This window comes from Ruegeria sp. CDSC045, from assembly GCF_059610725.1.
Genome location: NZ_JBXWOE010000003.1, coordinates 52732 through 76123, shown reverse-complemented (window position 1 = coordinate 76123; position 23392 = coordinate 52732). Strand labels below are relative to the sequence as shown.

The 23392-nt window shown below is 56.9% G+C and carries 25 protein-coding genes; 7 read left to right on the top strand and 18 right to left on the bottom strand.

What is annotated here, in order from left to right; all coding sequences use genetic code 11:
• Window positions 1-35: 35 nt before the first annotated feature.
• On the bottom strand, window positions 36-404 hold the full coding sequence (locus AC2FH6_RS07630; RefSeq protein WP_142636608.1) for a YigZ family protein: 369 nt from the start codon (window positions 402-404) through the stop codon (window positions 36-38).
• Window positions 401-1108 (bottom strand): M48 family metallopeptidase, encoded by a 708-nt coding sequence (locus tag AC2FH6_RS07625; protein ID WP_271949271.1) that lies wholly within the window; start codon window positions 1106-1108, stop codon window positions 401-403. Before AC2FH6_RS07625 ends, AC2FH6_RS07630 begins: the two co-directional genes overlap by 4 nt.
• Before the next feature lie 122 nt (window positions 1109-1230).
• On the opposite strand from AC2FH6_RS07625, the gene AC2FH6_RS07620 reads away from it, so the two are divergent.
• Window positions 1231-1476, top strand: coding sequence for a DUF8831 family protein (locus AC2FH6_RS07620; RefSeq protein WP_496701526.1), 246 nt, complete (start codon window positions 1231-1233; stop codon window positions 1474-1476).
• Here AC2FH6_RS07620 and AC2FH6_RS07615 read toward each other — a convergent pair.
• A complete protein-coding gene (locus tag AC2FH6_RS07615; protein ID WP_496701935.1) occupies window positions 1467-1742 on the bottom strand; it encodes a DUF167 domain-containing protein in 276 nt (91 codons plus the stop codon). The two genes, AC2FH6_RS07620 and AC2FH6_RS07615, sit on opposite strands and share 10 nt — an antisense overlap.
• 136 nt (window positions 1743-1878) lie before the next feature.
• On the opposite strand from AC2FH6_RS07615, the gene AC2FH6_RS07610 reads away from it, so the two are divergent.
• Both AC2FH6_RS07610 and AC2FH6_RS07605 read left to right on the top strand, forming a co-directional pair.
• Window positions 1879-2457 (top strand): nitroreductase family protein, encoded by a 579-nt coding sequence (locus AC2FH6_RS07610; protein ID WP_496701933.1) that lies wholly within the window; start codon window positions 1879-1881, stop codon window positions 2455-2457.
• A complete protein-coding gene (locus tag AC2FH6_RS07605) occupies window positions 2454-3152 on the top strand; it encodes an EI24 domain-containing protein (protein ID WP_282021506.1) in 699 nt (232 codons plus the stop codon). Before AC2FH6_RS07610 ends, AC2FH6_RS07605 begins: the two co-directional genes overlap by 4 nt.
• Before the next feature lie 3 nt (window positions 3153-3155).
• On the opposite strand, the gene AC2FH6_RS07600 is transcribed toward AC2FH6_RS07605, so the two are convergent.
• Window positions 3156-3431, bottom strand: coding sequence for a DUF1467 family protein (locus AC2FH6_RS07600; protein ID WP_142636598.1), 276 nt, complete (start codon window positions 3429-3431; stop codon window positions 3156-3158).
• A 17-nt stretch (window positions 3432-3448) separates the two neighbouring features.
• The gene (gene mce, locus AC2FH6_RS07595; RefSeq protein ID WP_271949260.1) at window positions 3449-3853 is read right to left on the bottom strand and encodes a methylmalonyl-CoA epimerase; all 405 of its coding nucleotides are present in this window, start codon (window positions 3851-3853) and stop codon (window positions 3449-3451) included.
• Between the two features lie 134 nt (window positions 3854-3987).
• Between mce and AC2FH6_RS07590 the strand changes: the two genes are divergently transcribed.
• The gene (locus AC2FH6_RS07590; RefSeq protein WP_496701522.1) at window positions 3988-4704 is read left to right on the top strand and encodes a response regulator; all 717 of its coding nucleotides are present in this window, start codon (window positions 3988-3990) and stop codon (window positions 4702-4704) included.
• A 195-nt stretch (window positions 4705-4899) separates the two neighbouring features.
• Here AC2FH6_RS07590 and aspS read toward each other — a convergent pair whose 3' ends face one another.
• From aspS to AC2FH6_RS07570, 4 genes are all read right to left on the bottom strand, one after another.
• Entirely contained in the window at window positions 4900-6675 is a 1776-nt protein-coding gene (gene aspS / locus AC2FH6_RS07585; protein ID WP_142636592.1) for an aspartate--tRNA ligase, read from the bottom strand.
• A gap of 79 nt (window positions 6676-6754) precedes the next feature.
• Window positions 6755-7426: a CPBP family intramembrane glutamic endopeptidase gene (locus AC2FH6_RS07580; RefSeq protein WP_496701931.1), complete on the bottom strand. Its 672-nt coding sequence runs from the start codon at window positions 7424-7426 to the stop codon at window positions 6755-6757.
• Window positions 7423-8070, bottom strand: coding sequence for an aminotransferase class IV family protein (locus AC2FH6_RS07575; RefSeq protein ID WP_496701929.1), 648 nt, complete (start codon window positions 8068-8070; stop codon window positions 7423-7425). The genes AC2FH6_RS07580 and AC2FH6_RS07575 overlap by 4 nt, the downstream gene beginning before the upstream one ends.
• The gene (locus AC2FH6_RS07570) at window positions 8025-9152 is read right to left on the bottom strand and encodes an aminodeoxychorismate synthase component I (RefSeq protein ID WP_496701927.1); all 1128 of its coding nucleotides are present in this window, start codon (window positions 9150-9152) and stop codon (window positions 8025-8027) included. Before AC2FH6_RS07570 ends, AC2FH6_RS07575 begins: the two co-directional genes overlap by 46 nt.
• Before the next feature lie 177 nt (window positions 9153-9329).
• Here AC2FH6_RS07570 and carB point away from each other — a divergent pair, with 177 nt between their 5' ends.
• Window positions 9330-12674 (top strand): carbamoyl-phosphate synthase large subunit, encoded by a 3345-nt coding sequence (gene carB / locus AC2FH6_RS07565; protein WP_496701926.1) that lies wholly within the window; start codon window positions 9330-9332, stop codon window positions 12672-12674.
• 60 nt (window positions 12675-12734) lie between these two features.
• On the opposite strand, the gene AC2FH6_RS07560 is transcribed toward carB, so the two are convergent.
• The 3 genes from AC2FH6_RS07560 to AC2FH6_RS07550 are packed head-to-tail and all read right to left on the bottom strand — an operon-like array spanning window position 12735 to window position 17298.
• Window positions 12735-15785 carry an efflux RND transporter permease subunit gene (locus AC2FH6_RS07560; RefSeq protein WP_496701925.1) on the bottom strand — a complete coding sequence of 1017 codons (3051 nt, stop codon included), beginning with the start codon at window positions 15783-15785 and terminating at the stop codon, window positions 12735-12737.
• Window positions 15786-15796: 11 nt separating this feature from the next.
• On the bottom strand, window positions 15797-16834 hold the full coding sequence (locus AC2FH6_RS07555; protein WP_271949243.1) for an efflux RND transporter periplasmic adaptor subunit: 1038 nt from the start codon (window positions 16832-16834) through the stop codon (window positions 15797-15799).
• Window positions 16831-17298, bottom strand: a complete 468-nt coding sequence (locus AC2FH6_RS07550) for a MarR family winged helix-turn-helix transcriptional regulator (protein ID WP_185956678.1) — start codon at window positions 17296-17298, stop codon at window positions 16831-16833. Before AC2FH6_RS07550 ends, AC2FH6_RS07555 begins: the two co-directional genes overlap by 4 nt.
• Window positions 17299-17464: 166 nt before the next feature.
• On the opposite strand from AC2FH6_RS07550, the gene AC2FH6_RS07545 reads away from it, so the two are divergent.
• On the top strand, window positions 17465-18589 hold the full coding sequence (locus tag AC2FH6_RS07545; protein WP_496701514.1) for a beta-ketoacyl-ACP synthase III: 1125 nt from the start codon (window positions 17465-17467) through the stop codon (window positions 18587-18589).
• Between the two features lie 220 nt (window positions 18590-18809).
• Here the strand turns inward: AC2FH6_RS07545 and AC2FH6_RS07540 are convergent, their stop codons facing one another.
• Window positions 18810-19271: a hypothetical protein gene (locus AC2FH6_RS07540; protein ID WP_142636888.1), complete on the bottom strand. Its 462-nt coding sequence runs from the start codon at window positions 19269-19271 to the stop codon at window positions 18810-18812.
• A 353-nt stretch (window positions 19272-19624) separates the two neighbouring features.
• On the opposite strand from AC2FH6_RS07540, the gene AC2FH6_RS07535 reads away from it, so the two are divergent.
• The gene (locus AC2FH6_RS07535; protein ID WP_496701923.1) at window positions 19625-20203 is read left to right on the top strand and encodes a thymidine kinase; all 579 of its coding nucleotides are present in this window, start codon (window positions 19625-19627) and stop codon (window positions 20201-20203) included.
• On the opposite strand, the gene AC2FH6_RS07530 is transcribed toward AC2FH6_RS07535, so the two are convergent.
• The 5 genes from AC2FH6_RS07530 to AC2FH6_RS07510 form a co-directional block, all read right to left on the bottom strand.
• Window positions 20200-21150 (bottom strand): 2-hydroxyacid dehydrogenase, encoded by a 951-nt coding sequence (locus tag AC2FH6_RS07530; RefSeq protein ID WP_496701922.1) that lies wholly within the window; start codon window positions 21148-21150, stop codon window positions 20200-20202. The two genes, AC2FH6_RS07535 and AC2FH6_RS07530, sit on opposite strands and share 4 nt — an antisense overlap.
• Window positions 21150-21488, bottom strand: coding sequence for a tRNA-binding protein (locus tag AC2FH6_RS07525; protein WP_282021513.1), 339 nt, complete (start codon window positions 21486-21488; stop codon window positions 21150-21152). Before AC2FH6_RS07525 ends, AC2FH6_RS07530 begins: the two co-directional genes overlap by 1 nt.
• A complete protein-coding gene (gene proC / locus AC2FH6_RS07520; protein ID WP_496701920.1) occupies window positions 21481-22296 on the bottom strand; it encodes a pyrroline-5-carboxylate reductase in 816 nt (271 codons plus the stop codon). Before proC ends, AC2FH6_RS07525 begins: the two co-directional genes overlap by 8 nt.
• A 36-nt stretch (window positions 22297-22332) precedes the next feature.
• Window positions 22333-22833, bottom strand: a complete 501-nt coding sequence (locus AC2FH6_RS07515) for a type III secretion system chaperone family protein (protein WP_496691006.1) — start codon at window positions 22831-22833, stop codon at window positions 22333-22335.
• A gap of 308 nt (window positions 22834-23141) precedes the next feature.
• Complete coding sequence (locus tag AC2FH6_RS07510; RefSeq protein ID WP_142636566.1) at window positions 23142-23390, bottom strand: accessory factor UbiK family protein; 249 nt, start codon at window positions 23388-23390, stop codon at window positions 23142-23144.
• Window positions 23391-23392 lie beyond the last annotated feature (2 nt).

Below are 23392 nucleotides of genomic sequence, written 5' to 3'. Positions count from 1 at the left end.
CTAGCAATACGAAACAGCCCAAGCCTTGACGCAGGTCAAAGTCCCAATTCCAGTTCGTCCAGATAAGCCCGTGTTGCATCCTGCACCCGTCGGAATCGATCACCGCCCAGCTTTTTTCCGCCATACCATCGAGTGACAATGACGATATGACCGCTCAGTTCGGCCCTTTCCAGCATGCGCAGAATCACCATTCCGGCACCGCTTTCCCCGTCATCCGCCTTGAGCGCACCAGTAGGCAGGATTGCGGCCCAGGTATTGTGCGTGGCCTTGGCATAGCTTTTGTCAGATTTCAGGTCCTGCAGGACAGCTGCCACCTCGTCCCGGGAACTGACCAAAGCGCCGGACACGGCATATTTCGATCCGCGGTCCGTCAAGACAACCCCCAACCGTTTCAGTCCCGTCATTGTGTCAGCCCAAGCTGCCGCGAGGTTTCCAAAACAATTTCGACGCGCTGAGCATTCGGTGGATGGGTGCCTAGAAAACGATCGCCCGGGTCAGGAATTCGGGCAAAATAGCGGGCTCCTAACAAGGGATTATATCCTGCCCGGTGCGTGATGATCGTTCCCAACCGGTCCGCTTCCAGTTCAAAGTCCTTGACATATATCTGGGCACCCACCTGCGCGCCCAGCTTCTGCGCCTGTTCAAGATCTGCGTCATTTGCCCCCGCTATGCGTGCAAGCTCGCCAAAAATCGCGGCACTTTCTCGTGAGTTTTCGGACTGGCGGGGAATATGGCGCAGGATGTGATGAGCAGATTCATGCCCCATCACAAAGGCCAGTTCATCGGCGTTTTCCACCGATTGAATCATCGCGCGGGTGAAGATTATGACTGGTTGATTGTCGTCATCCAAGGTTTGAAAAGCATTTGCTGGTGCGCGAGGGTTCAGATCAACCACGATCGAAAAATCGCAGTTGCTGACATTACTGCGCCGCTTGCACTCTGCGCGCGCCACATCCCCGACCCTTTGACTGATTTCGCGAAAGGTCAGCACATCGACCTGAAAATCAGTTGAAGGTTGTTGCCATTCCTCTACCGGCTGAACGCGTAGCGAACCGGTGTCACAGGCCGACAGAACCAGACCAAATATCATCAAGATCAGGCGACGCATACTATTTCCTTTGGTCCGGTCATGCCTTTTCTTCGAACATAGCCCGACACTAGGCGGTTCGCCACCGGACGATTTCCCACGAACGGGTTGCATTGCAATGTTCCGCCCGGCAAGCTGGAAACATGTTTTCGATTGAGCATGAATTCGACTCGACGGTCATAACCCTGGTGGACGAAGGCGAAAAGCCTTTGAACGAGGATGTGGTCATTAACAATTTTGCAGAATGCGTAACGCTGGAACAGTTGGATCCGCGCACTGACCAGATTCAGAAAATTACGCTTTCGCCCGAACAGGTTCGCGATCTTGCGGCTGCGCTGGATCTGCCCGAAGGCGTTTACCAAATTCGCGAAACTCCCGATCAGGTCTGACACGCAAAGACCTTATCACGCGATGTCTGGCCGCGTTTCAGGATCAGTGCAGAGGGCGCAACCCCAAGTGCCACCGCCAGAATCTCACGCGTGGCAGCATTTGCCCGACCGTTTTCGGGCGGTGCCGTGACATATATTCTGATCACCCCGTCCTGAACCACAATCCTGTCTGCTGCGGCTTTCGGGGTAACCCTGACCACAATCTCGGCATCGGGTGCAAAGCAGTCGCTCAGGTCGGGAAGATTTCTGAGTTTCGGTCTGGCCATCGGCACCTTCTGTTAACAAAGACCCTTGCGCGGTTGGGCGGGGAATGAAATTGATCCAACCTGTCCAGCCAATTGCACTTGAAACTCGCCAGACGTTCAACCAGATACAGACTGCCTATGTAAAGGAAGTTAACATATGTCCTTGAAGAATCCGGCCGCTTTTGAGTTTCTGCAGACCCGGCGCTCGCGCCCAGCTAAGACGTTGATTGAACCTGCCCCCAACCGTGAGCAGCTGATGCCCCTGCTGACCGCAGCAGCCCGCAGCCCGGATCACGGAAAACTGGAACCCTGGCGGTTCATCGTGCTTGAAAAAGGTGCAATGGGGCGCCTGTCGGGGCTAACGCAGGAATGCGGTGAGGCGCTTGGCAAATCCCCTCAAGACATTGAAAAAGCGCGCGGACAGTTTGATTTAGGCCATCTCGCCGTCGCTGTGATCGAGGTTCAGAAGCCTTCGGAAAAGATTCCAGCCATCGAGCAGACCTATTCAGCTGGGGCTGTTTGCCTTGCTTTGCTGAACGCTGCTTTGACCGCAGGATGGGGCGCGAATTGGTTGTCTGGCTGGCAAACCCACGATCCGGAATTCTGTCGCAAGGCGTTTGAATTGCAGGATAACGAACGGGTTGCCGGTCTGATCCATATCGCGACCGAGGGCTCGACCCCGCCCGAACGCCCCCGCCCGGATGTTGATGCCCTGACCGAATGGGTCACAGAATGATCATCCTCAACGCCTTTTTTTCAGCGCTTGGTCAGATCGGAGACCCGAAATTCCGCGGGGTTCTGCTGCGAGGTATCGGCCTGACCATCCTGATGCTGATCGCAGCCTGCGCCGGTGCAATTTGGCTGATCAACCGGCTGTCAGGGGACGAGATATCGCTGCCATTCATTGGTGCAGTTCCCTGGCTGAATGACGTCCTCAGCTATTCCGGCATTTTCCTGGTGCTGATCCTGCCAGTGTTTCTGATGATTCCCGTCGCCTCAGCCATCACGTCTGTGTTTCTGGACGATGTCGCGCAAGCTGTAGAGGACAGGCATTATCCGAGCCTGCCCGCGGTTCCACGCATCCCGATAGGCGATGCGATCACTGACGCGCTTGGCTTTATGGGCGTGTTGATCCTGGCCAACCTTCTGGCGCTGATCCTTTATGCGATCTTCACGCCACTGGCCCCGTTTATCTTTTGGGCGATGAACGGATTTCTGCTGGGGCGTGAGTATTTTACGCTGGCAGCCATGCGCCGTATCGGGCGTGAGGGCGCGCGAAAACTGCGAGCACAACATTCGTCAACAATTTGGCTTGCGGGCACGTTGATGGCCATCCCACTGTCTATTCCGCTGGTGAACCTTGTGATCCCGATTATTGGAGCTGCTACATTCACGCATATCTTTCATAAGCTGTCAGGGCCAACGCCCTGAAGCTTAGTTTCGCGGTTCCATTTGATTTAGCCAATCGAAATCCCGTACCGAAATCACGCCCGAAATAATGATCCCTGCAATGATAGCCCAGAGCACGACCGACACCCCGGTGGTGATCCATAACTTTTTCTTCATGTGATGCACTTCCGGGGCCCCTGAATGGGTGCCGGGAACGACCTCGCCCAAATCACCCTGGGTCTTGATGCGGATCGGCAGAATCACCAAAAGCGTCATGAACCAGATGACGGCAAACAGAACCAGTCCTGCAGTGATCGTCATGTGTACACCTCCGGTGTTTATACTTGTTCCAACTCGACCAGACAGCCGTTGAAATCTTTGGGATGCAGGAAAAGAACCGGTTTCCCGTGCGCGCCGATCTTGGGTTCACCGCTACCCAGCACCCGGGCGCCGGTTTCTTTCAGGTGATCACGCGCGGCAATGATATCCTCCACCTCATAGCAGACATGATGGATTCCGCCGGCGGGGTTCTTCTCTAGAAAACCGTTGATCGGGCTGTCATCGCCCAGAGGATAAAGCAACTCGATCTTGGTGTTGGGCAATTCAATGAACACCACAGTAACGCCGTGATCAGGTTCATCCTGCGGCGCGCCAACCTTGGCACCTAAAGCGCTGCGGTACTGTTCAGACGCCGCCACAAGATCAGGGACGGCAATGGCAACGTGGTTTAAGCGGCCAATCATGGAACTCTCCTACCTTCTGCGTTGCAGCGGTTATGGGGACAGATCAGGCAAAGGACAAGTGCGCCAAATTGCCGTTAACCCCGTGTTAGCCAGAAGTTCCTAGCGTGAAGCATCTGCTGAATAGGAGTTCTGCCATGGACGATTCGAGCCCCTTCGCCTCACCCGCGCAGCCGACGGCCACGCGGCCGCTGCTGGGACAAACCATTTTGGTTGTTGAGGACAGCCGCTATGCCTGCGATGCCATCCGCCTGATGTGTTTGCATTCAGGCGCGCGGATCAGGCGGGCCGATTGCCTGAAGTCCGCCCGACGCCACCTTCAAATCTATCGGCCTTCGGTGATCTTGGTGGATATGGGGCTGCCAGATGGCTCTGGCGCTGATCTGATTGCCGAACTGGCCATGACTACGCCCCGGATCGGAGCGATTCTGGGCATGTCAGGCGACGACAATTCAGAAACCCTTTCGACAGAGGTTGGCGCGGACGGGTTTCTTGCCAAGCCGCTTAACTCACTGTCCTATTTCCAGTCGTCTATTCTAAGTTGCCTGCCGGAAGACCGCCGCCCCTGCACGCTCCACGCCGTTCGGGATGAGGTGATATGCCCCGATCCTATGGCCTATCAGGACGACATGGCACATATCGCCGATGTTCTGGCCGGACCGAATGACCATCGGTCACTGGACTATGCGGCTCAATTCCTGCGCGGCGTTGCCCGTGATGCTGAAGATACGGTTCTGGCCGAAGCCGCCCAGCAGTTGGCAGCCTCACGCGCCGCAGGTATGCCCATCACCGCTCTGACAGCCCAGGTTGCGGGAATAGTGCAGGCCCGTCTGGAACAGCGCGAGGCTATCTGAAGTGACAACCGCATATCTAATTACCGCATCGCTCCTTTGTCTGTGGGCATACAGACAGACACGCGTCAGCGCGCGTGACATTCGGAACAGCCGTGAGAGGAAAAAGGACCATTTCCTGTAAACCCGCTATCAGAGAATTGGGAATGGGTTGAAAACAGAAAAAAACCGCCACAGGCGACTGTGGCGGGTTTTCTATCAGTCCTGCGGGATAATCCGCAGGCCCAACTCCATCAGCTGGTCCGAGGCCGGGTCGGACGGTGCCTGCATCATCAGATCCTCGGCGCGCTGGTTCATCGGGAACATCATGACCTCGCGGATATTGGCTTCATCGGCCAAAAGCATCACGATCCGGTCGATACCAGCTGCACAGCCACCGTGCGGCGGGGCGCCATAGTGGAAGGCGTTGAACAGCGCGCCAAAGCGGGATTTCACCTCATCCGCGCCATAGCCAGCCAGCTCAAAGGCCTTCAGCATGATCTCGGGCTTGTGGTTCCGGATCGCGCCCGAGACCAGCTCGTATCCGTTACAGGCCAAGTCATATTGATAACCGCGCACGTCCAGAGGATTGCCGTTCAGCGCCTCCATCCCGCCCTGCGGCATCGAGAAGGGGTTGTGTTCAAAGTCGATCGCACCGGTTTCTTCGTCTTGCTCATAGATCGGGAAATCGACGATCCAGGCAAAGGCAAAGCGGTCTTTCTCGGTCAGGTTCAGTTCATCACCGATCACATCGCGCGCCCTGCCGGCCACCTTTTCAAAGGCTTTCGGTTTGCCGCCAAGGAAGAACGCAGCGTCTCCGACGCCCAGACCCAACTGCTGGCGGATCGCCTCGGTCCGTTCAGGGCCAATGTTTTTGGCCAGTGGACCGGCGGCCTCCATCCCTTCGCCCTGATCGCGCCAGAAGATATAGCCCATACCGGGCAGACCCTCTTTCTGGGCAAAGGCGTTCATGCGGTCGCAGAACTTGCGGCTGCCACCCGTCGGCGCAGGGATAGCGCGGATTTCGGTGCCATCCTGCTCCAACAGCTTCGCGAAAATCGCGAACCCAGACCCGCGGAAGTGGTCGGAGACCACTTGCATTTTAATAGGATTCCGCAGGTCGGGCTTGTCGCTGCCATACCACAAGGCCGCGTCCTTGTAGGAAATCTGCGGCCAGTCCTGATCGACTTTACGACCGCCGCCGAACTCTTCGAACACGCCGGTCAGAACGGGCTGAATCGTGTCGAATACGTCCTGCTGCTCGACAAACGACATCTCAAGGTCAAGCTGGTAGAAATCGGTGGGTGAGCGGTCGGCGCGCGGGTCTTCGTCCCGGAAGCAGGGCGCGATCTGGAAATACTTGTCAAAGCCCGACACCATGATCAGCTGTTTGAACTGCTGTGGGGCCTGCGGCAGCGCGTAGAACTTGCCCGGGTGAAGACGTGACGGAACGAGGAAATCGCGCGCGCCTTCAGGCGAGGACGCCGTGATGATTGGCGTCTGATACTCGCGGAAGCCCTGATCCCACATCCGGCGGCGCATCGAGGCAACAACGTCCGAGCGCAAGGTCATATTCTGCTGCATCACTTCGCGGCGCAGGTCCAGATAGCGATAGCGCAGGCGCGTTTCCTCAGGGTATTCCTGATCGCCGAACACCATCAGCGGCAGCTCGTCAGCGGCGCCCAGTACTTCCAACTCGCGCACGTAAACTTCGATCTCGCCCGTGGGCAATTTCGCGTTCACCAGATCAGCGGCGCGCGCTTTGACTGTGCCATCGATACGGATACACCATTCCGAGCGGACTTTTTCCAGTTCGGCGAATGCCGCGCTGTCGCCGTCGCACAAAACCTGTGTGACGCCGAAATGATCGCGAAGGTCGATGAATAGAACGCCGCCGTGATCTCGGACCCGATGCACCCAGCCAGACAGGCGAACGGTTTCACCGACATTGGCGGCGGTCAGAGCGGCGCAGGTGTGGCTGCGATAGGCGTGCATGGATCATATCCCTTCGGGCGCAGAATTGGTCGGGCCGATACACCGCGTCAGACTGGGAAAGTCAAGGCAAGTCGCACCGTCAAAACGGCCTTTGCACGTTGCCTGAGTAGAAATAGATGCCCAGACCCACCGCAAAGATGATGTTCCCCGCGATGGCATGCAGCAGAACCGCATAGAAAAACGATCCGCGTTTGCGATAGGCCCAGGTGAACAGCAGCCCTCCGGCAAATGTCATCAGAGATACGATCCAGCTCCAATACATCAGATGCGCAAGCGAGAAGAGCGATGCATTCAGCAGATAAGCTGTGCGTCCATTGGGCAGGATTGCGTGGTAGCGACGAAAGAACAGCGACCGGAACAGCAGCTCTTGCGGCAGGGCGGAAACGAATGGGTATAACACCCAAATCATCGCCAGCAGCTCGGGTTGGTTGTGCAACAGGAAAAAGGCAGCTTCGGGACGGGTCAGTCGTACTAGCGCAACACAAAACAGGGTCATTCCCACAGCAAAGCCGGCGACTTCGGGCCAGGACCAGTTGCGCCAGTTATATCGCAATTCCGCCCAGGCAAATCCGTGCGTGAAATGCAACAACACGATCCCGATGGCCGTAAAGGTAAACAGCGATGGAAACATCCAGTTGGGCGGGAAAAGTACGGCGATCAGCACGGGTACGGCGATGAAGAACAAACCAAATTCCAGTCGCAACCAACGGGAAGGTGCTGCGGCTTCAGTCCAATCGGTTTGCCTGCTCACAGTACCGCCAGTTCCGCCCAGATCAGGCCTCGCAAGGAATTGCCCATCCAGAACCTTTCCGCGCTTTGCAGGTCGGTCATGGTCAGCACCGCCTCGCTGACTTTATTATTTTCCAGCAATTCTTCGCGCAAAATTCCGGGAAGCAAGCCGGAGGACAAGGGCGGCGTCAGGCAACGACCATCGGGCATGTCCAGAAAGATGTTAGTGATGGTGCCCTCGCACACTTCGTCACGCTCATTCAGAAACAGCCACTCATCTACGCCCTCGGGCAGTGCCGCCCGGGCCCGGTCATAAACATCGCGCTGCGTCGTCTTGTGCTGCAACCAGATATCAGAGGCGGCAAGCCTCGTATTGGGAACTGCGACCCGCCAGACGGACGGGTTATCCGCCAGTGCACCAGTTGTCACGCCAAACCCGCCACTGATGTCCATCGTCAATCGACAGCGCAACGAGGTTGAACCCGCAACTTGGTCGAGCGTTGCAATCGCGCGCCCTGCATCGAAAGGAAGCCCCAATGCCCGTGCCGAACGTTCCATCCGGGCCAGGTGTTTTCCAACACGCACAAACCCGCTCTCTGGCCGGAATGCCAGCGTTTCGATCAGACGGAAGTCAGGGTCAGCTGGTGGGCGAAACGTGCCTTCCATAGCGCTTCCTCATATTCGGATGGGGCTGTGCTGTCCCAGACAACGCCCCCACCCACATTCAGCGTGGCCTTGTTGCCCTCGACCATCAGCGTGCGAATAGCCACGTTGAACTCGGATCGCCCGTCTGGCGCGGCCCAACCGATAGCACCACAATAGATATCGCGTGGCCAGGGTTCGAGATCGGTCAAAATCTCCATCGCGCGAATTTTGGGCGCGCCTGTGATCGAGCCGCAGGGAAACAACGCGTTTAGGATATCGGAAAGTTCTGCCCCAAGATGCAGCTGTGCCTGCACCAGCGAGATCATCTGATGCACGGTTGCATATGTTTCGACCTTGAATAGCTCGGGTACCTTCACGGACCCCGGCAGCGCAACCCGGCTGATGTCATTGCGCAGAAGGTCAACGATCATGAGGTTTTCAGCGCGGTTCTTCTCGTCTCTCGACAAGAAATCGCGGCGGCGCGCGTCCTCGGCCATGTCTTCGCTGCGGGGTTGTGTGCCCTTCATCGGGCGGGTTTCGATCGTCCGATCTGCACCGGTGCGAAAGAACAACTCTGGCGAGCGGCTGAGCAAATCGGGCAAATCATCCTGCTGAACCAGCGCTCCATGACCGACCGGCTGGCCCACAGCCAACGCCGCATAAAGCGCGGCGCTATCCCCTTGCAATGTCAGGTCAATGGGGAACGTCAGGTTGGCCTGATAGATATCCCCTGCCCCGATCGCATCGTGGACCAGCTGAAAGGCGCGTGCATATCTTGCCTCGTCCCAGCGCGGTGTGAATTCGGCAACACCGCCTAGGGGTGCGGGCAGATCGCACTGGCCTGGCGCATCATAGGCGCCGAAACACAGCAGTGGCAGGCGGCGGTCAGTAGGCATCCGGACCAACAGGCGGGGTTCCAACGCATATCCAAGCTCATAGCTTGCATAACCGGCCAGCCAGGCCCCATCCGCGCGTGCCTCATCCAGCGCCGCCAAAGCCTGTGGCACGTCTTCCGCTTTGTCTGCGCGGATCACCCGGTCTGGCCGTTCGAAATAAGTTCCCGATCCGGCCGGCCCCTGATCAAAACGAATACGCACGTGCATCCTCATTTGTCGTGCTGCGCGGTATAGACAATACGGCGGTAAGGGAAAGAGGGGAAAGCGGCAATTTCGCCCCTGTTTCCGATACCTCTTGAACCTTTTGGCGCGGTCCCTATAACGCAGAACAATTTGGGCACGCGGGCGGTGCCCTGACTCGCAGTTAACCGAAGGAAACAGGCTATGCCGAGAAGAACCGACATCCAGTCGATCATGATCATCGGGGCGGGCCCCATTGTCATCGGTCAGGCCTGCGAATTCGACTATTCAGGCGCACAGGCCTGTAAAGCCCTGCGCGAAGAAGGATACCGGGTCATTCTGGTAAACTCAAACCCAGCTACAATCATGACCGATCCCGGTCTGGCCGATGCCACTTATATCGAGCCGATCACGCCCGAAGTTGTCGCCAAGATCATCGAGAAAGAACGCCCCGACGCCTTGTTGCCCACAATGGGTGGGCAGACCGGACTGAACACCTCACTTGCACTGGAAGAGATGGGCGTACTGGACGAGTTCGGTGTCGAGATGATCGGTGCGACCCGCGACGCCATCGAAATGGCCGAAGACCGCAAACTATTCCGCGAAGCGATGGATCGGCTGGGCATCGAAAACCCCAAGGCCACCATCGTTACCGCCCCCAAGCGCGACGACGGCTCCACCGATCTTGATGCTGGCGTCCAGATTGCCTTGGGCGATCTGGAAGACATCGGCCTGCCTGCCATCATTCGCCCCGCCTTTACCATGGGCGGCACCGGCGGCGGTGTGGCTTATAACCGCGAGGATTATATTCACTTCTGCCGCTCGGGCATGGATGCCTCGCCGGTAAACCAAATCCTCGTCGATGAGAGCCTGCTGGGTTGGAAAGAGTATGAGATGGAGGTGGTACGCGACACGGCCGACAACGCCATCATCGTCTGTTCCATTGAGAATATCGACCCGATGGGTGTGCATACCGGCGACTCGATCACTGTGGCCCCTGCCCTGACACTGACCGACAAAGAATACCAGATCATGCGCAACGGCTCCATCGCCGTTCTGCGCGAGATTGGGGTCGAGACTGGCGGTTCGAACGTACAATGGGCGATCAACCCCGAAGACGGCCGAATGGTCGTGATCGAGATGAACCCCCGCGTGTCGCGTTCGTCCGCGCTGGCGTCCAAGGCGACCGGGTTCCCGATTGCGAAGATCGCGGCCAAGCTGGCTGTTGGCTATACGCTGGACGAGCTGGACAATGACATCACCAAGGTCACGCCCGCCTCCTTCGAGCCAACCATCGACTATGTCGTGACAAAAATTCCGAAATTTGCGTTCGAAAAGTTCCCCGGCTCTGAACCTTACCTGACCACGGCGATGAAATCGGTGGGTGAGGCCATGTCCATTGGCCGCACGATCCACGAATCGATGCAAAAGGCGCTGGCCTCGATGGAATCCGGCCTGACTGGCTTTGATGAAGTAGAAATCCCCGGCCTGAACGTTGGTGTCTGGGACGAGGTCAGTGACAAAGTCGCGGTGATCAAAGCGATCAGCAAGCAAACCCCCGACCGTCTGCGCACCATCGCGCAGGCCATGCGTCACGGTTTGACCGATGATGAGATTTTTGGGGTCACCAAATTTGACCCTTGGTTCCTGGCCCGCATCCGCGAGATCATCGAGGCCGAGCGTCAGTTGCGCAAAGACGGCCTGCCGGTGACCGAAGAAGGCATCCGCAGGCTGAAAATGCTTGGCTTTACCGATGCGCGCCTGGGCAACCTGACAGGCCGTGACGAAGGCAATGTACGCCGCGCCCGCCGCAATCTGGGTGTTAACGCAGTATTCAAGCGCATCGACACTTGCGCTGCCGAGTTTGAGGCGCAGACGCCCTATATGTACTCAACCTACGAAGCCCCTATGATGGGTGATGTTGAGTGCGAGGCGCGCCCGAGTGACCGCAAGAAAGTTGTTATCCTGGGCGGCGGCCCCAACCGGATCGGTCAGGGGATCGAATTCGATTATTGCTGTTGTCACGCCTGCTTCGCACTGACCGATGCGGGCTATGAGACCATCATGATCAACTGTAACCCCGAAACGGTTTCAACCGATTATGACACCTCGGACCGGTTGTACTTTGAACCGCTGACATTCGAACACGTCATGGAAATCCTGACGAAAGAACAGGAAAACGGCACTCTGCACGGTGTGATCGTTCAGTTAGGCGGGCAGACCCCGTTGAAACTGGCCAATGCGCTGGAAGAAGAAGGCATTCCGATCCTCGGCACCACGCCCGACGCCATCGACCTGGCCGAAGACCGCGAGCGGTTCCAGGCGCTTGTCAATGATCTGGGCCTGAAACAGCCCAATAACGGCATCGCATCGACCGACGAGCAAGCGCTGAAAATCGCCGAGGATATCGGCTTTCCGCTGGTGATCCGTCCCTCCTATGTTCTGGGTGGCCGCGCGATGGAAATCGTGCGCGATATGGACCAGCTGCGGCGCTATATCAACGAGGCCGTGGTGGTCTCGGGCGACAGCCCTGTGCTGCTAGACAGCTATCTGGCGGGCGCGGTTGAACTGGATGTCGACGCGCTGTGCGACGGCACGGATGTTCATGTCGCAGGCATCATGCAGCATATCGAAGAGGCCGGCGTGCACTCGGGCGATAGCGCCTGTTCGCTGCCACCTTACTCGCTGTCGAAAGAAGTGATTGGCCGGGTCAAAGAGCAGACCTTCAAGCTGGCCAAGGCGCTGAACGTTGTCGGCTTGATGAACATTCAATTCGCGATCAAGGATGATGATATCTACCTGATCGAGGTCAACCCGCGCGCCTCGCGTACCGTGCCCTTCGTGGCCAAAGCGACGGACAGCGCCATCGCCTCAATCGCCGCGCGTGTGATGGCGGGCGAGAAGCTGGCGGATTTCCCACTGCGCCCTGCATACAAAACCGTGGACGATACCAAGATCGCCGACCAGATGACGCTGGCCGATCCGGATATGCCGTGGTTCTCGGTGAAAGAGGCAGTGCTGCCCTTCGCCCGGTTCCCCGGCGTCGACACTATTCTGGGGCCTGAGATGCGCTCGACCGGAGAAGTCATGGGCTGGGACCGCGACTTCCCCCGTGCCTTCCTCAAAGCACAGATGGGTGCGGGCATGGTTCTGCCATCCTCGGGTCGTGCGTTTATCTCGATCAAGGATGCCGACAAGACCCCGGCCATGCTTGAGGCCGCACAGGTTCTGGCCGCGCAGGGCTTTGCCCTTGTCGCCACCCGCGGAACGCAAAGCTGGCTGGCCGAGCACGGTATTGCCTGTGATCTGGTCAACAAGGTCTATGAGGGCCGTCCTGACGTGGCTGACATGCTTAAAGATGGTCAGGTACAGTTGGTGATGAATACCACCGAAGGTGCACAGGCGGTCGAGGACAGCAAGGCCATCCGGTCCATCGCGCTTTATGACAAGATCCCATATTTCACCACCGCCGCCGCCAGCCACGCTGCCGCGTTGGCGATAAAGGCGCAGGCCGAAGGTGATGTCGAGGTGAGGTCCCTGCAAGGCTGACCTTCTCCCACTACACCAGAATAAAGCAAAACCCCCGGTCCATGACCGGGGGTTTTTCATTTAGACAACCGGCTGCGGTGGTTTCTTGCGCCGTTCCTCCGGCAGGAAGAACACCATGTAGAACACGGGGGCCGCCACCATGGTAAGGACCGTGGCAAAGGCCAGACCTCCCATGATGGTCACCGCCATCGACCTGAAGAACGCATCCGTCAGCAACGGCGCCATGCCCAGGATCGTCGTGATCGCGGCCAGCATCACGGGGCGCAAACGCGAGACCGAAGCCTCTATGATCGATTCACGCAGCCCCTGACCGGTTGCACGTACCAAGTCGATCTCTTCGACCAAAACGATGCCATTCTTGATCAGCATCCCCGATAGGCTAAGCAGTCCCAGCAGCGCCGTAAATGTGAACGGCAGACCCGTTCCCAGCAGACCGATCACCACTCCGTTTACCGACATCGGTACCAACAGCCAGATAATGATCGGCTGACGAATGGCGTTGAATATCAGCACCGAAATCAGAACCATAATCAACAGGCTCAACGGCAACTGACGACCCAGGCTTTTATTTGCATCGCCAGCATTCTCGAACTCTCCACCCCATTCCAGTCGATAGCCCGCTGGCAGCTCCATGCTTTCGATGGCTGTGCGGACTTCGGAATGAACCTGCGCAGCTGTCAAATCCGGCGGGATGTCGGCCCCTACCGTAATGGTCAGCACACGATCCCGGCGGTGAACCAGCGTATTGAGTGCCTTATATTCGAACCTGTCGACCATTTGCTCGATCGGCACGAATTTCTGCGACTGGTCCGAGAATACAACCTGATCCACGATCGAATAATCCCCGTCCACCGGGCGGCGCAAGATGATCGGAATCAGGCGGTCGCGTTCGCGGAACACACCACCAGTGATCCCATCGGTCGAGAATTGCAGAGTCGCCGCGATATCTTCGCGCGACACCCCTGCGGTCTGCGCCCGTTCGGTCGCATAAATTGGCTGGACAGCCAGCCCTTGTTCGCGCCAGTCGTGATAGACGTTCAGCGCATTGGGCGAAGCCGCGCGCATCGTCTGCACAGCCTCATTCGCAAGTTGCCGAAGCACCGCCGGATCGCTTCCCGAGAAACGGGCTTGAATTGGATCACCGCCCCCAGGACCAAAGACCAGCCGCTTGGTGCGGAACTTGCCTTCGGGGAACTGCGCCGAGCCAAACGCCTCGAGATCCGCCCGTAAAGCCGGAATGTCATCCAATGTTTCCGTCCGGATGATCATGTGACCGTAGCTGGGGTTCGGCTTTTCCGAAGAATAGGTCAACAAAAAACGAGTTGCTCCTTGCCCAACAAATGTCGTGACAGATACCACATCGTCCCGATCCGCCAGCCAGTTTTCGAAAACAGCCATATCCTCGGCGGTGCGCGCAATGGGTGTGCCCTGCGGCAGGTTGTAATGCACGAAAAACAGCGGTGTATTCGAGTCTGGAAAGAACTGTTGTTTGACCAAACCAAATCCTGCGAAACAGACCACGGTAATGCCCACCAGCATTGCAATCACCATCCAACGGAACCGCAGCGCCCAGTTTAGGATCGCGCCATAAACACGGAACATGATCCCGCCATAGGCATCAATTTCACCTTCTTTGCCCTGCTTGAAGAAATAGTGCCCAAGCATCGGAGTCACCGTCAGCGCCAGGGTCCAGCTCAGCAGCAGCGATATCCCGATAACAGCAAATAGCGAAAACAAGAACTCGCCCGTCGCATCAGGGCTAAGACCAATCCCGGCAAAAGCCATGATGCCAATCACCGTTGCTCCCAACAGCGGGATTTGCGTTTTGGCCGCAGCCTCATCCGCCGCATCGCGAGAATTCTTGCCGCGCAGCATTGCAATCTGCATTCCTTCGGCCACCACAATGGCGTTGTCCACCAACATACCCATTGCGATGATCAAAGCGCCCAACGAAATTCGTTCCATCTCGATCGAGAACAATGCCATGAACAACAACGTGCCAACCACGGTCAGCAACAGAGTTGTTCCCACAACCACAGCCGCGCGCCAACCCATGAACAGGGCCAAAACCGCAACAACAATAGAGACCGATAGCGCGAGGTTCACCAGAAAGTCGTTCGATGCCTGCTCAACAACGACGTGCTGCTGGTAAATCGGCAGGATCTCGACACCATAGGGGATCTGAGGATCCAAATCGGCAAATTTCGCGTCAGCACGCTTGCCGACCTCAACGATATTATCAGTCGAAAGCCCAGCGATACCCAGAGTGAAAGCTTCGGTCCCGTTGAACCGGATGATGACATTAGGATCGGTTAGGCGACCGCGATGTACATTCGACATATCGAACAGGTTGATAACCTGGCCCTGCGATCCAACAGAAAGGCCAGCAATGGCGGAAACCGTATCGGACCCTTCGGCGGTTAATATCGCGGTCCGGCCATCTTCTGATCGCAATGACCCCGACGAGTTTACCGAGTCCGCATTTGTTATCGCGTCGGTAAGCGCCTGCAGAGGCACGTTCTGGTTCACCGAAATAGACAGGTCGGGTTCGATAAAGATCGCCTCTTGCGGCAGGCCCATCACCTCTACATCCGCGACACCGTCAACCGTCAGTAGTTCGCGCCGAAGAAATGTGGAAAGCTCATGTTTTTCAGCGTCCGAGAAGCCCTCGGCCGTGACCGCATAAAACAAGCCAAACACATCGCCAAACCCGTCATTGACCAGCGGATCACCCACCCCGGATGGCAGCTCCCGTGAGGCGTCACGGACCTTGGCGCGCAATTTGGTCCAGATCTCCGGCAGCTCGGTCCCATCATAGGCTGAGTTAATCTCGACCTCGATCAGCGAAAAACCGGGCTGGTTCATTGATGTGATTGTCTTGACCTCGCCCATCTGCTGGATGGCGGATTCCAGTGGCTCTGAAACCTCCAGCGCCACTTGTTCAGCCGTTGCCCCCGGATATTGGGTAGCGATGACGGCGTTTTTGATTGTGAAGGCTGGATCTTCCAGACGGCCAAGCGACAGAAATCCCCAGATACCGCCGAACAAGGCGATCAGGATGACCAGCCATGTATAGATAGGGCGATCAATGGATGCGCGTGCGATGTTCATCAATCCGCCCCTTAGTTGGCAAGACCGGTAAAGCGGCGCACCACCTGACCGTCAATCAAAACGTCGCCGCCGGCGACAACGATTTCTTCCCCGTCACTTAGGCCGTCCAGTACGTTGACATCACCGGTTTCCGTGGGCTCGATGGTAACGGGGACGCGGCGCAGTGTCCCTTGGTCAGCCCCAGTCGGAGAAAACACCATTACGCCCAGCGCCCCTTCGACATCGGCCACAATGGCTGTAGGCGGAACAAAGATTCCCCGTTTCTGGTCCTTGACCCGAACGGTCACAGTAGCCGACGAACCAGGCAGAATTTGCAGCCCTTCAGGCGGTGTCAGGCCAAATTGGATGCGGAAGGTTTGACCGACGCTTGAAGATTCAGCATCGAATTCGCGGATCTGAAGCGGGAAGACTTCGTCGCTCACCGGAAATTTCGCGGTGATGGTGATGTCATCCTGCTGGCCTGACCGTTGAAACAAAATTTCGGGTACGTCGACCTCAATCCGAAGTTCGGACATATCATGGATGCGCACGATCGGGGTACCTGCGGAAACAGTGGTAAAGGCCTCGACCGCCCGGCTGGACACCAGCGCGTTAAACGGTGCCGTCAATGTCGCCTGTTCCAGGTCGTAAAGCGCGTCACGCACAGCGATATCAGCCAGTTGCGCCGCAGTCTCAGAGTCGTCCACAGCCACTTGGCTGGCTGCAGTTCCCCGCAGCCGAGACAGGCGGGCCAGTGTCCGATCCGCCTGATCTTTTTGCAGAACGGCACGATCATAGCGGCGCTGGAACGGCTCACGATCCAGCTCGGCGATCAGCTCACCCTTGGGGATGACAAATCCTTCAGCCACTGGCATTTCAACAATCTGTCCAGCCACCTGAAAGGCCAGATCAACCGTTTGCCGCGCAGCGACGCGACCAAAGAACTGACGTGTGAACCCAGGTGTGGTTTCCTTTACCACCATCAGCTTTACCGGCTTGGCAGCTTCTTCAGCCATGATTGAGCTGGAGAGGAAGATCAGGGCCACGCCCAAAGCAGAGATCAGTTTCATTTCTTCAGTCCCTCGGGAATTCCAGTTTTCAGTATGTTTTCCCGGATCTTCCGGGCCAGTCTTGCGAATTCTGCGGTTTCATCTTTGTTCAGTCCGGACGCGCGCTGAAACAGGGCGCCCGCTTGGGCCACAAGCATCTGGCGTGTTTCTGTGCCTTTTTCGGTCAAAACCAAAAGCCATGCACGGCGATCCTCTGGATCGCGTTCACGTCTCAAATAGCCCGCTTTTTCCAAGGCATCGGCGGTCGACGTGATTGTCGAAGGAACTGACAGCATGTCAGCCGCTAAAACGCCCATGCGCCTGGGCTGGTCCAATTTGATCACCATATGGCATTCTTGATGGCTCAGTTCTATTTCGATGGCATCGAAGCTCTCCTCGAGCTTCCAATAGAGCGCATACACACCCATCATCGCCTGCATCTCGGGGCTTAAGCGATGCAACAGAGTGTTATGATCATGGGCCATGGGTTGATTCCTTGCAGAATTTGACGCGTATATACTTCGAAAAACGAACTATTCAAGAACTGAAGCTCAATTTCCAACCAAGCTTAACATTCCCTCGGGTCAATCTCTCTTGAACAATACCAATCATAACGGCATTTTGGGTGAATCCAGAAATCCAGGACGCAACATGTATACGCCAGCAATCACCGGCTCGGGTGTTTTCACGCCAGATAATGTCATTACGAATGCCGAGCTCGTTTCGGCCTTCAATGCATATGCCGACAGGATGAACACCCAGAACGCAGAGGCGATTGCCGCTGGTGACGTTGAGCCGATGCAGCATTCGTCTGAAGAGTTCATTCTGAAGGCCTCCGGAATCGAGAACCGCTATGTGATGGACAAAGCGGGCGTTCTGGATCCCGACGTGATGCACCCGCTGTTTCGTCAGCGCTCTGACGATGAACCTGGCATCATGACCGAAATGGCCGTTGACGCCTGCAAGAAAGCACTGGCACAGGCTGGGCGCAACGGGGACGATGTTGATCTGGTAATCTGCGCGGCTTCGAACCATGAACGGGCTTATCCTGCAATCGCGATCGAGATCCAGCAGGCGCTGGGATGCAAAGGGTTCGGATTCGATATGAACGTTGCCTGTTCTTCGGCCACGTTCGGCATTCAGGCGGCGGCGGATATGGTCAGGTCCGGTTCGGTCAAATGTGCGCTTGTGGTAAACCCCGAGATTTGCACGGGCCACCTGGAATGGCGTGACCGTGATTGCCACTTTATTTTTGGTGACGTGGCAACGGCCACCTTGATTGAACGGATCGAGGATGCGACCGGACCGCATTTCGAGATTTTGTCGACCAGCTGCGCCACGGATTTTTCCAACAACATCCGAAACAATAATGGCTTCCTGCGTCGCACTCGGCCAGAGGGATTGACCGACCGCCGCGATATGCAGTTCATGCAAAACGGCCGTAAAGTGTTCAAAGAGGTTCTTCCAATGGTCAGCAAACACATTGCCGATCACATGGACGCCGAAGGGATCAGCAACGCCGATCTCAAACGTCTTTGGCTGCATCAGGCGAACAAAACGATGAATGATTTCATCGGTAAAAAAGTCATGGGCCGCGAGCCCGCCCCCGGAGAGCAGCCAAACATCCTGCAAGACTATGCGAACACGTCCTCGGCAGGGTCGATCATCGCATTTTCGAAATACTCGGACGATTTCACCGATGGCGAGATCGGCCTTATCTGTTCCTTCGGAGCAGGGTATTCCGTGGGTTCGGTAATCGTGAAACGGCACGGTTAAGACAACACTCCGCGCAACTACAAATTCGTACAAGAAAACCGGGCTCATTCTACCCGGCTTGGTTGTTTGATCCTTGTTTCAGCACTGGCATCACCCCGTCCGGCGGCAAGCGGCAAAAGCCCCAGCATGCGAGCGTTCAGATCGGGTCAAGCTTGACCTAGCATGTCATGAGTATCGGTACGCACACCAAACTGGATCAAGACACGCAGCTTCCCTTGCCTCAGCTCACGCTTTCTTCTTCCAGGTGCAGCTTCATCTCGATCAGAACATGCTGCAGCAGGCTGGTTTCCTTCAACAGGCGTTTGGCCTCGTTCACCGTGATGATACCGTCTTCGATAGCAGACTGGTATTCGGTCATAAGCATGGCAAAGCGTTGGCTCAACGCGATGACATCCGAATTAACACCTCCGGTGCGAGGAGCGTCCGTGTTGCGGCCATCATATGACAGCGTAATGTTCTTGAGGTCGGCCAAAGCCGACGTCACATGCGGAAAGTTGGCCACCGCTTCAAGGCGAGCAACTGCATCAACCGGCATGAACCGATCAGCATGTTCTGCATTATCTGAATAATATCGGCCAAGCGTGGCTTTGGATTTACCCGTGATCTCGCACGCGGACTCAATTCCAACGTCCTTGACCAACGCTTCGGTGTGCTTTTTGAGATAGGCCCCGATATCTGCCATGTTTTTACCTTTGCTACCTGCCTTCCCCACTACATCTGCCATTGCGGGGGAAAGGGAAATGAAATTTCCCATACCTGAGTCATAATTGAAATGCGATATGTTGGCTATCCCTCAGATATGCGAGGGTTTTGTGAGTGAGTGGCGGCAATAATGCCGGTAGCGAGTGATAGCGGGGCACATATTAGCCCCGCTTCGTTTAGGCCGCTTATAGGCCGAAGGCGTCGCTGTTGTGAGTGCAGGGGCTCCATCCCCAAAGAGCGTGAGCTCATCCCCTAACTGGACAACGGCGGCGTCGCTCATTTCGCCACATGAGATGGCTTGCCCAGGCGGGGCTGGCGAATTAGACCCGAGCCATGGCAAAACTTTACTTCAACTACTCGACTATGAACGCGGGCAAATCGACCGTGTTGCTGCAAGCCTCGCATAATTATCGCGAGCGCGGCATGGATACTTACCTGATGACGGCCGCATTGGATGGGCGCGCCGGTGCTGGGAAAATTGCCTCGCGGATTGGGATATCATCCGAGGCTGATACTTTTGACACCGATGATGATGTTTTCGCCATGATCGAAGCCCGCATGGCGCAAGGCAAAATTGCATGTGTCTTTATCGACGAAGCCCAGTTCCTGACCGAAGATCAGGTCTGGCAACTGGCCCGCGCCGTAGATGACCTGAACGTGCCGGTGCTGGCCTATGGGTTGCGGGTCGATTTTCAGGGTCGGCTGTTTCCCGGATCGGCCGCCTTGCTGGCGCTGGCGGATGAGATGCGCGAGGTTCGCACGATCTGCGAATGCGGCCGCAAGGCAACAATGGTGATTCGTCAGGACGAGAATGGAAATCCCATCACCCAGGGTGCTCAGGTCCAAATTGGTGGCAACGAAACCTATGTCTCGCTGTGCCGCAGGCATTGGCGCGAGGCCGTGGGCACCTAAACCGGATTTGGCAGCGGACGCCCCTGAACAAAGGCCGCAACATTATCTAGCGCCATGTGCCCCATATCGCTGCGGACCTCCTCAGTCGCGGTACCCAGGTGGGGCAGCAGGGTCACGTTCTGCAAATCTATCAGAGCTTGCGGCACTGCGGGTTCGAATTCGTAGACATCCAGACCCGCACCCGCGATTTGCTTTTCTTGCAACGCCGAAATCAGGGCCGATTCATCCACTACCTCTCCCCGAGAAATATTGATCAGGATGGCAGCAGCGTTCATCGCCTGCAGCACCTGCGCATTGATCAGATGCCGGGTTTCGGCACCGCCCGGCACAGCCAGGATCAGGAAATCTACACCGGCAGCCAAAGCTTTGAGGTCTGGGACATAATCCGCCGGAAACTCTAGCTCCTTTGGGCTGCGCGATTGATAGGCGACGTGCATACCAAACCCATAGTGGCAACGTCGCGCGATGGCTTGCCCAATGCGCCCCATGCCCACAATGCCGACCCGTTTGCCGGTCACGTGATGGCCCAACATCTGTGTCGGATGCCAGCCCTGCCAAAGGTTTGAACGTACCAGCCGTTCGCCTTCTCCGGCGCGGCGGGCAGTGGACAGCAGCAATGTCATGGCGATATCGGCAGTCGCATCTGTGACAGCGCCCGGCGTGTTGGTCACGGCAATTCCGGCGTTACGGGCCGCGTCCACATCAATGTGATTGTACCCAACCCCAAAATTCGCCAGCAGTTTGCACCGCGGTTCCGGCACCTCAGCAAAGATCTGGGCAAAAAACAGGTCGCCCAAGGTCGGCACCACCACATCGAATTCGGACAGCGCATGCCCCATTTCCTCGGGTGACATCGGCAAGGTTTCACTGCGCATCTCTGCGTCAAACTCTGCGCGTGCACGTGCTGCGACAGAGGCGGTCATCGGTCGGGCAATGAACACACGCATCAGTGCATCCGCCCACCGGTTGGAACCTTGCCATCCGGCCCGATCAGGACGATCTCACCAGTCTCATCGGGCAATCCCAAAACAAGCACTTCGGACATGAACTTGCCGATCTGGCGCGGAGGGAAATTTACCACCGCCATCACCTGCTTGCCCACCAATGAGGCGGGATCATAATGCGCAGTGATCTGGGCCGAGGTTTTCCGCTCGCCGATGTCTCGTCCAAAATCGATCCACATCTTGATCGCTGGCTTGCGCGCTTCTGGGAAGGGCTCGGCGCGGATAACCTCGCCGACGCGAATGTCGACCTTAAGAAAATCGTCGAATGTAATTTCACCCACGAGACAGCTCCTTGGACCGATCGGTTGCGGCTTTAACAGCGCGGTGCAGCAGGTCGGGAAAACCGAATTCGTCGTGCATCAGGACCTCAAGCGCGGCCTGCGTGGTTCCATTAGGCGAAGTGACATTGACGCGCAGTTGCGATGGGTCCTCGTCAGACGCCATGGCCAAGGCCCCTGCCCCGGCGACCGTGGACTTGGCCAGCCTCATCGCCAGATCATGTGGCAGGCCCTGAGCCTGACCCGCGGCAGCGAGCGTTTCTATAAGGTGGAATACATAGGCAGGGCCGGACCCGCTCAGCCCGGTAACGGCATCAATCTGCGCCTCATCCTGCAATCTGACCGTCTCACCGACCGCAGATAGCAGGTTTTCGGCTAGGGCCAGATCCGCATCCGAAACAGCAGAATTTCCAATCAACGCTGTGATTCCCTGTCGGATCGCCGCCGGGGTGTTCGGCATGGCACGCACGATTGGTGTTTTCTGGCCCAACACCTCTTCGAATGTGGAGATTGAGGTGCCTGCCGCGACCGACACGAACAGGCTGCGCCCGCCGCCCAAGGCTGTAATTGCGGGCAGCGCATCGCCCATCATCTGCGGCTTTACCGCGACCAGCACAACTGCAGGCGCCTCGGGTAGCGGGGTATTGATGTTGACGCCCGACGATTTCAGCCAATCCGACGGGAAAGGGTCAATCACCCAGACTGACGAGGCAAGAAGGCCATGCTCTAACCACCCGGCAAGCATGGCCGATCCCATCTTGCCGCATCCCAAAAGCACCAGCCCCTGTTCGGCGACGCGTGACATGTCCATGATTGCCCCTCCGCTTATTTGGCTCGGGGCAAAGCTTTACGCGCGGCCGTAGGCCTCTGCAATGGCGACTTGCATCGCGTCTTCCGGGGTACGGTTGCCCCATGTGACCAGTTGGATCGCGGGATAATAACGCTCGGCGCTCAGGACCGCTGCAGTGATCATCGTATCAATCTGTTCCGGGCTGGCCATCTGACCACCCGCAAGAACCAGACCGTACCGGTAAACCATCAGCTTCTGATTGGCCCAGTATGTGAAGGCCCCGGCCCAGCACTGATCGTTCATCTTGTTCAGAAGTTCATAAAGCTCGGTCTCGCGCGCCTCAGGTGGCTCCATCTCGAACGAGCACACCATACGCAGCGTTTCGTCATAATTCGACCAGGCCAGCGTAATCGAGTAGGTGCGCCACTGTCCTTCGACAGCCATTGCGATCTGATCATCCCCGATCCGATCAAAGTCCCAATCGTGATGTTCGGCAAGATGTTCAACAATGTCGATCGGATGAAGGTCTTCGTCAAGAAACTGCTCGGAAAGGGCCATAATGCCACCTCACTAATTTCTAGCATTTCGGGGCTGGCAGCGCCCCAGCGCTAGTTGCCTGCTCTACAAGCCGGGCTTCCCCCATAGGCCTGTACTAAATATGGTGCGCTGTGGGTGGTGGCCTGACAACCCCCATTTTTGGGGATAACAGCAATAAGTTGTGGATAGCTGGCAACGGGGATCAAAATATTGGCATCAGATGCAGCTTTGTCTTGATTAATTCCCGCAAGACGGCATGATGCACAACACCGCACAACCCAGAACCGGATTGCGCGGCGTTTGTTTTTTTTCGAAAATTTCGCGGTGGATTATTCGCCCAGCTTGGCTTCCAACGCTGCAATGCGCGCCTCGAGCGCTGTGTTTTCCTCGCGCGCTTTCTGAGCCATGGCACGGACAGCGTCGAATTCTTCGCGTGTGACGAAATCGCGATCAGCCAGCCAACGGTCGATCATCGACTTCATGGCGTTCTCCGCCTCGTCCTTTGCGCCTTGGGCAACACCCATGGCGTTGGTCATGAGTTGGGAAACATCATCCAGAATCTTGTTGCGGGTTTGCATGG

Coding starts and splice junctions, on each gene's coding strand:
- AC2FH6_RS07570 (WP_496701927.1), bottom strand. CDS start 9,152: ATGCACGTGCGTATTCGTTTTGATCAGGGGCCGGCCGGATCGGGAACT.
- AC2FH6_RS07515 (WP_496691006.1), bottom strand. CDS start 22,833: ATGGCCCTTTCCGAGCAGTTTCTTGACGAAGACCTTCATCCGATCGAC.
- AC2FH6_RS07545 (WP_496701514.1), top strand. CDS start 17,465: ATGTATACGCCAGCAATCACCGGCTCGGGTGTTTTCACGCCAGATAAT.
- AC2FH6_RS07600 (WP_142636598.1), bottom strand. CDS start 3,431: ATGACGATCACTGCAGGACTGGTTCTGTTTGCCGTCATCTGGTTCATG.
- AC2FH6_RS07610 (WP_496701933.1), top strand. CDS start 1,879: ATGTCCTTGAAGAATCCGGCCGCTTTTGAGTTTCTGCAGACCCGGCGC.
- AC2FH6_RS07535 (WP_496701923.1), top strand. CDS start 19,625: ATGGCAAAACTTTACTTCAACTACTCGACTATGAACGCGGGCAAATCG.
- AC2FH6_RS07620 (WP_496701526.1), top strand. CDS start 1,231: ATGTTTTCGATTGAGCATGAATTCGACTCGACGGTCATAACCCTGGTG.
- carB (WP_496701926.1), top strand. CDS start 9,330: ATGCCGAGAAGAACCGACATCCAGTCGATCATGATCATCGGGGCGGGC.
- aspS (WP_142636592.1), bottom strand. CDS start 6,675: ATGCACGCCTATCGCAGCCACACCTGCGCCGCTCTGACCGCCGCCAAT.
- AC2FH6_RS07555 (WP_271949243.1), bottom strand. CDS start 16,834: ATGAAACTGATCTCTGCTTTGGGCGTGGCCCTGATCTTCCTCTCCAGC.
- AC2FH6_RS07590 (WP_496701522.1), top strand. CDS start 3,988: ATGGACGATTCGAGCCCCTTCGCCTCACCCGCGCAGCCGACGGCCACG.
- proC (WP_496701920.1), bottom strand. CDS start 22,296: ATGGACATGTCACGCGTCGCCGAACAGGGGCTGGTGCTTTTGGGATGC.
- AC2FH6_RS07605 (WP_282021506.1), top strand. CDS start 2,454: ATGATCATCCTCAACGCCTTTTTTTCAGCGCTTGGTCAGATCGGAGAC.
- AC2FH6_RS07560 (WP_496701925.1), bottom strand. CDS start 15,785: ATGAACATCGCACGCGCATCCATTGATCGCCCTATCTATACATGGCTG.
- AC2FH6_RS07550 (WP_185956678.1), bottom strand. CDS start 17,298: ATGGCCCATGATCATAACACTCTGTTGCATCGCTTAAGCCCCGAGATG.
- AC2FH6_RS07625 (WP_271949271.1), bottom strand. CDS start 1,108: ATGCGTCGCCTGATCTTGATGATATTTGGTCTGGTTCTGTCGGCCTGT.
- AC2FH6_RS07510 (WP_142636566.1), bottom strand. CDS start 23,390: ATGCAAACCCGCAACAAGATTCTGGATGATGTTTCCCAACTCATGACC.
- mce (WP_271949260.1), bottom strand. CDS start 3,853: ATGATTGGCCGCTTAAACCACGTTGCCATTGCCGTCCCTGATCTTGTG.
- AC2FH6_RS07630 (WP_142636608.1), bottom strand. CDS start 404: ATGACGGGACTGAAACGGTTGGGGGTTGTCTTGACGGACCGCGGATCG.
- AC2FH6_RS07540 (WP_142636888.1), bottom strand. CDS start 19,271: ATGGCAGATATCGGGGCCTATCTCAAAAAGCACACCGAAGCGTTGGTC.
- AC2FH6_RS07615 (WP_496701935.1), bottom strand. CDS start 1,742: ATGGCCAGACCGAAACTCAGAAATCTTCCCGACCTGAGCGACTGCTTT.
- AC2FH6_RS07530 (WP_496701922.1), bottom strand. CDS start 21,150: ATGCGTGTGTTCATTGCCCGACCGATGACCGCCTCTGTCGCAGCACGT.
- AC2FH6_RS07575 (WP_496701929.1), bottom strand. CDS start 8,070: ATGGAAGGCACGTTTCGCCCACCAGCTGACCCTGACTTCCGTCTGATC.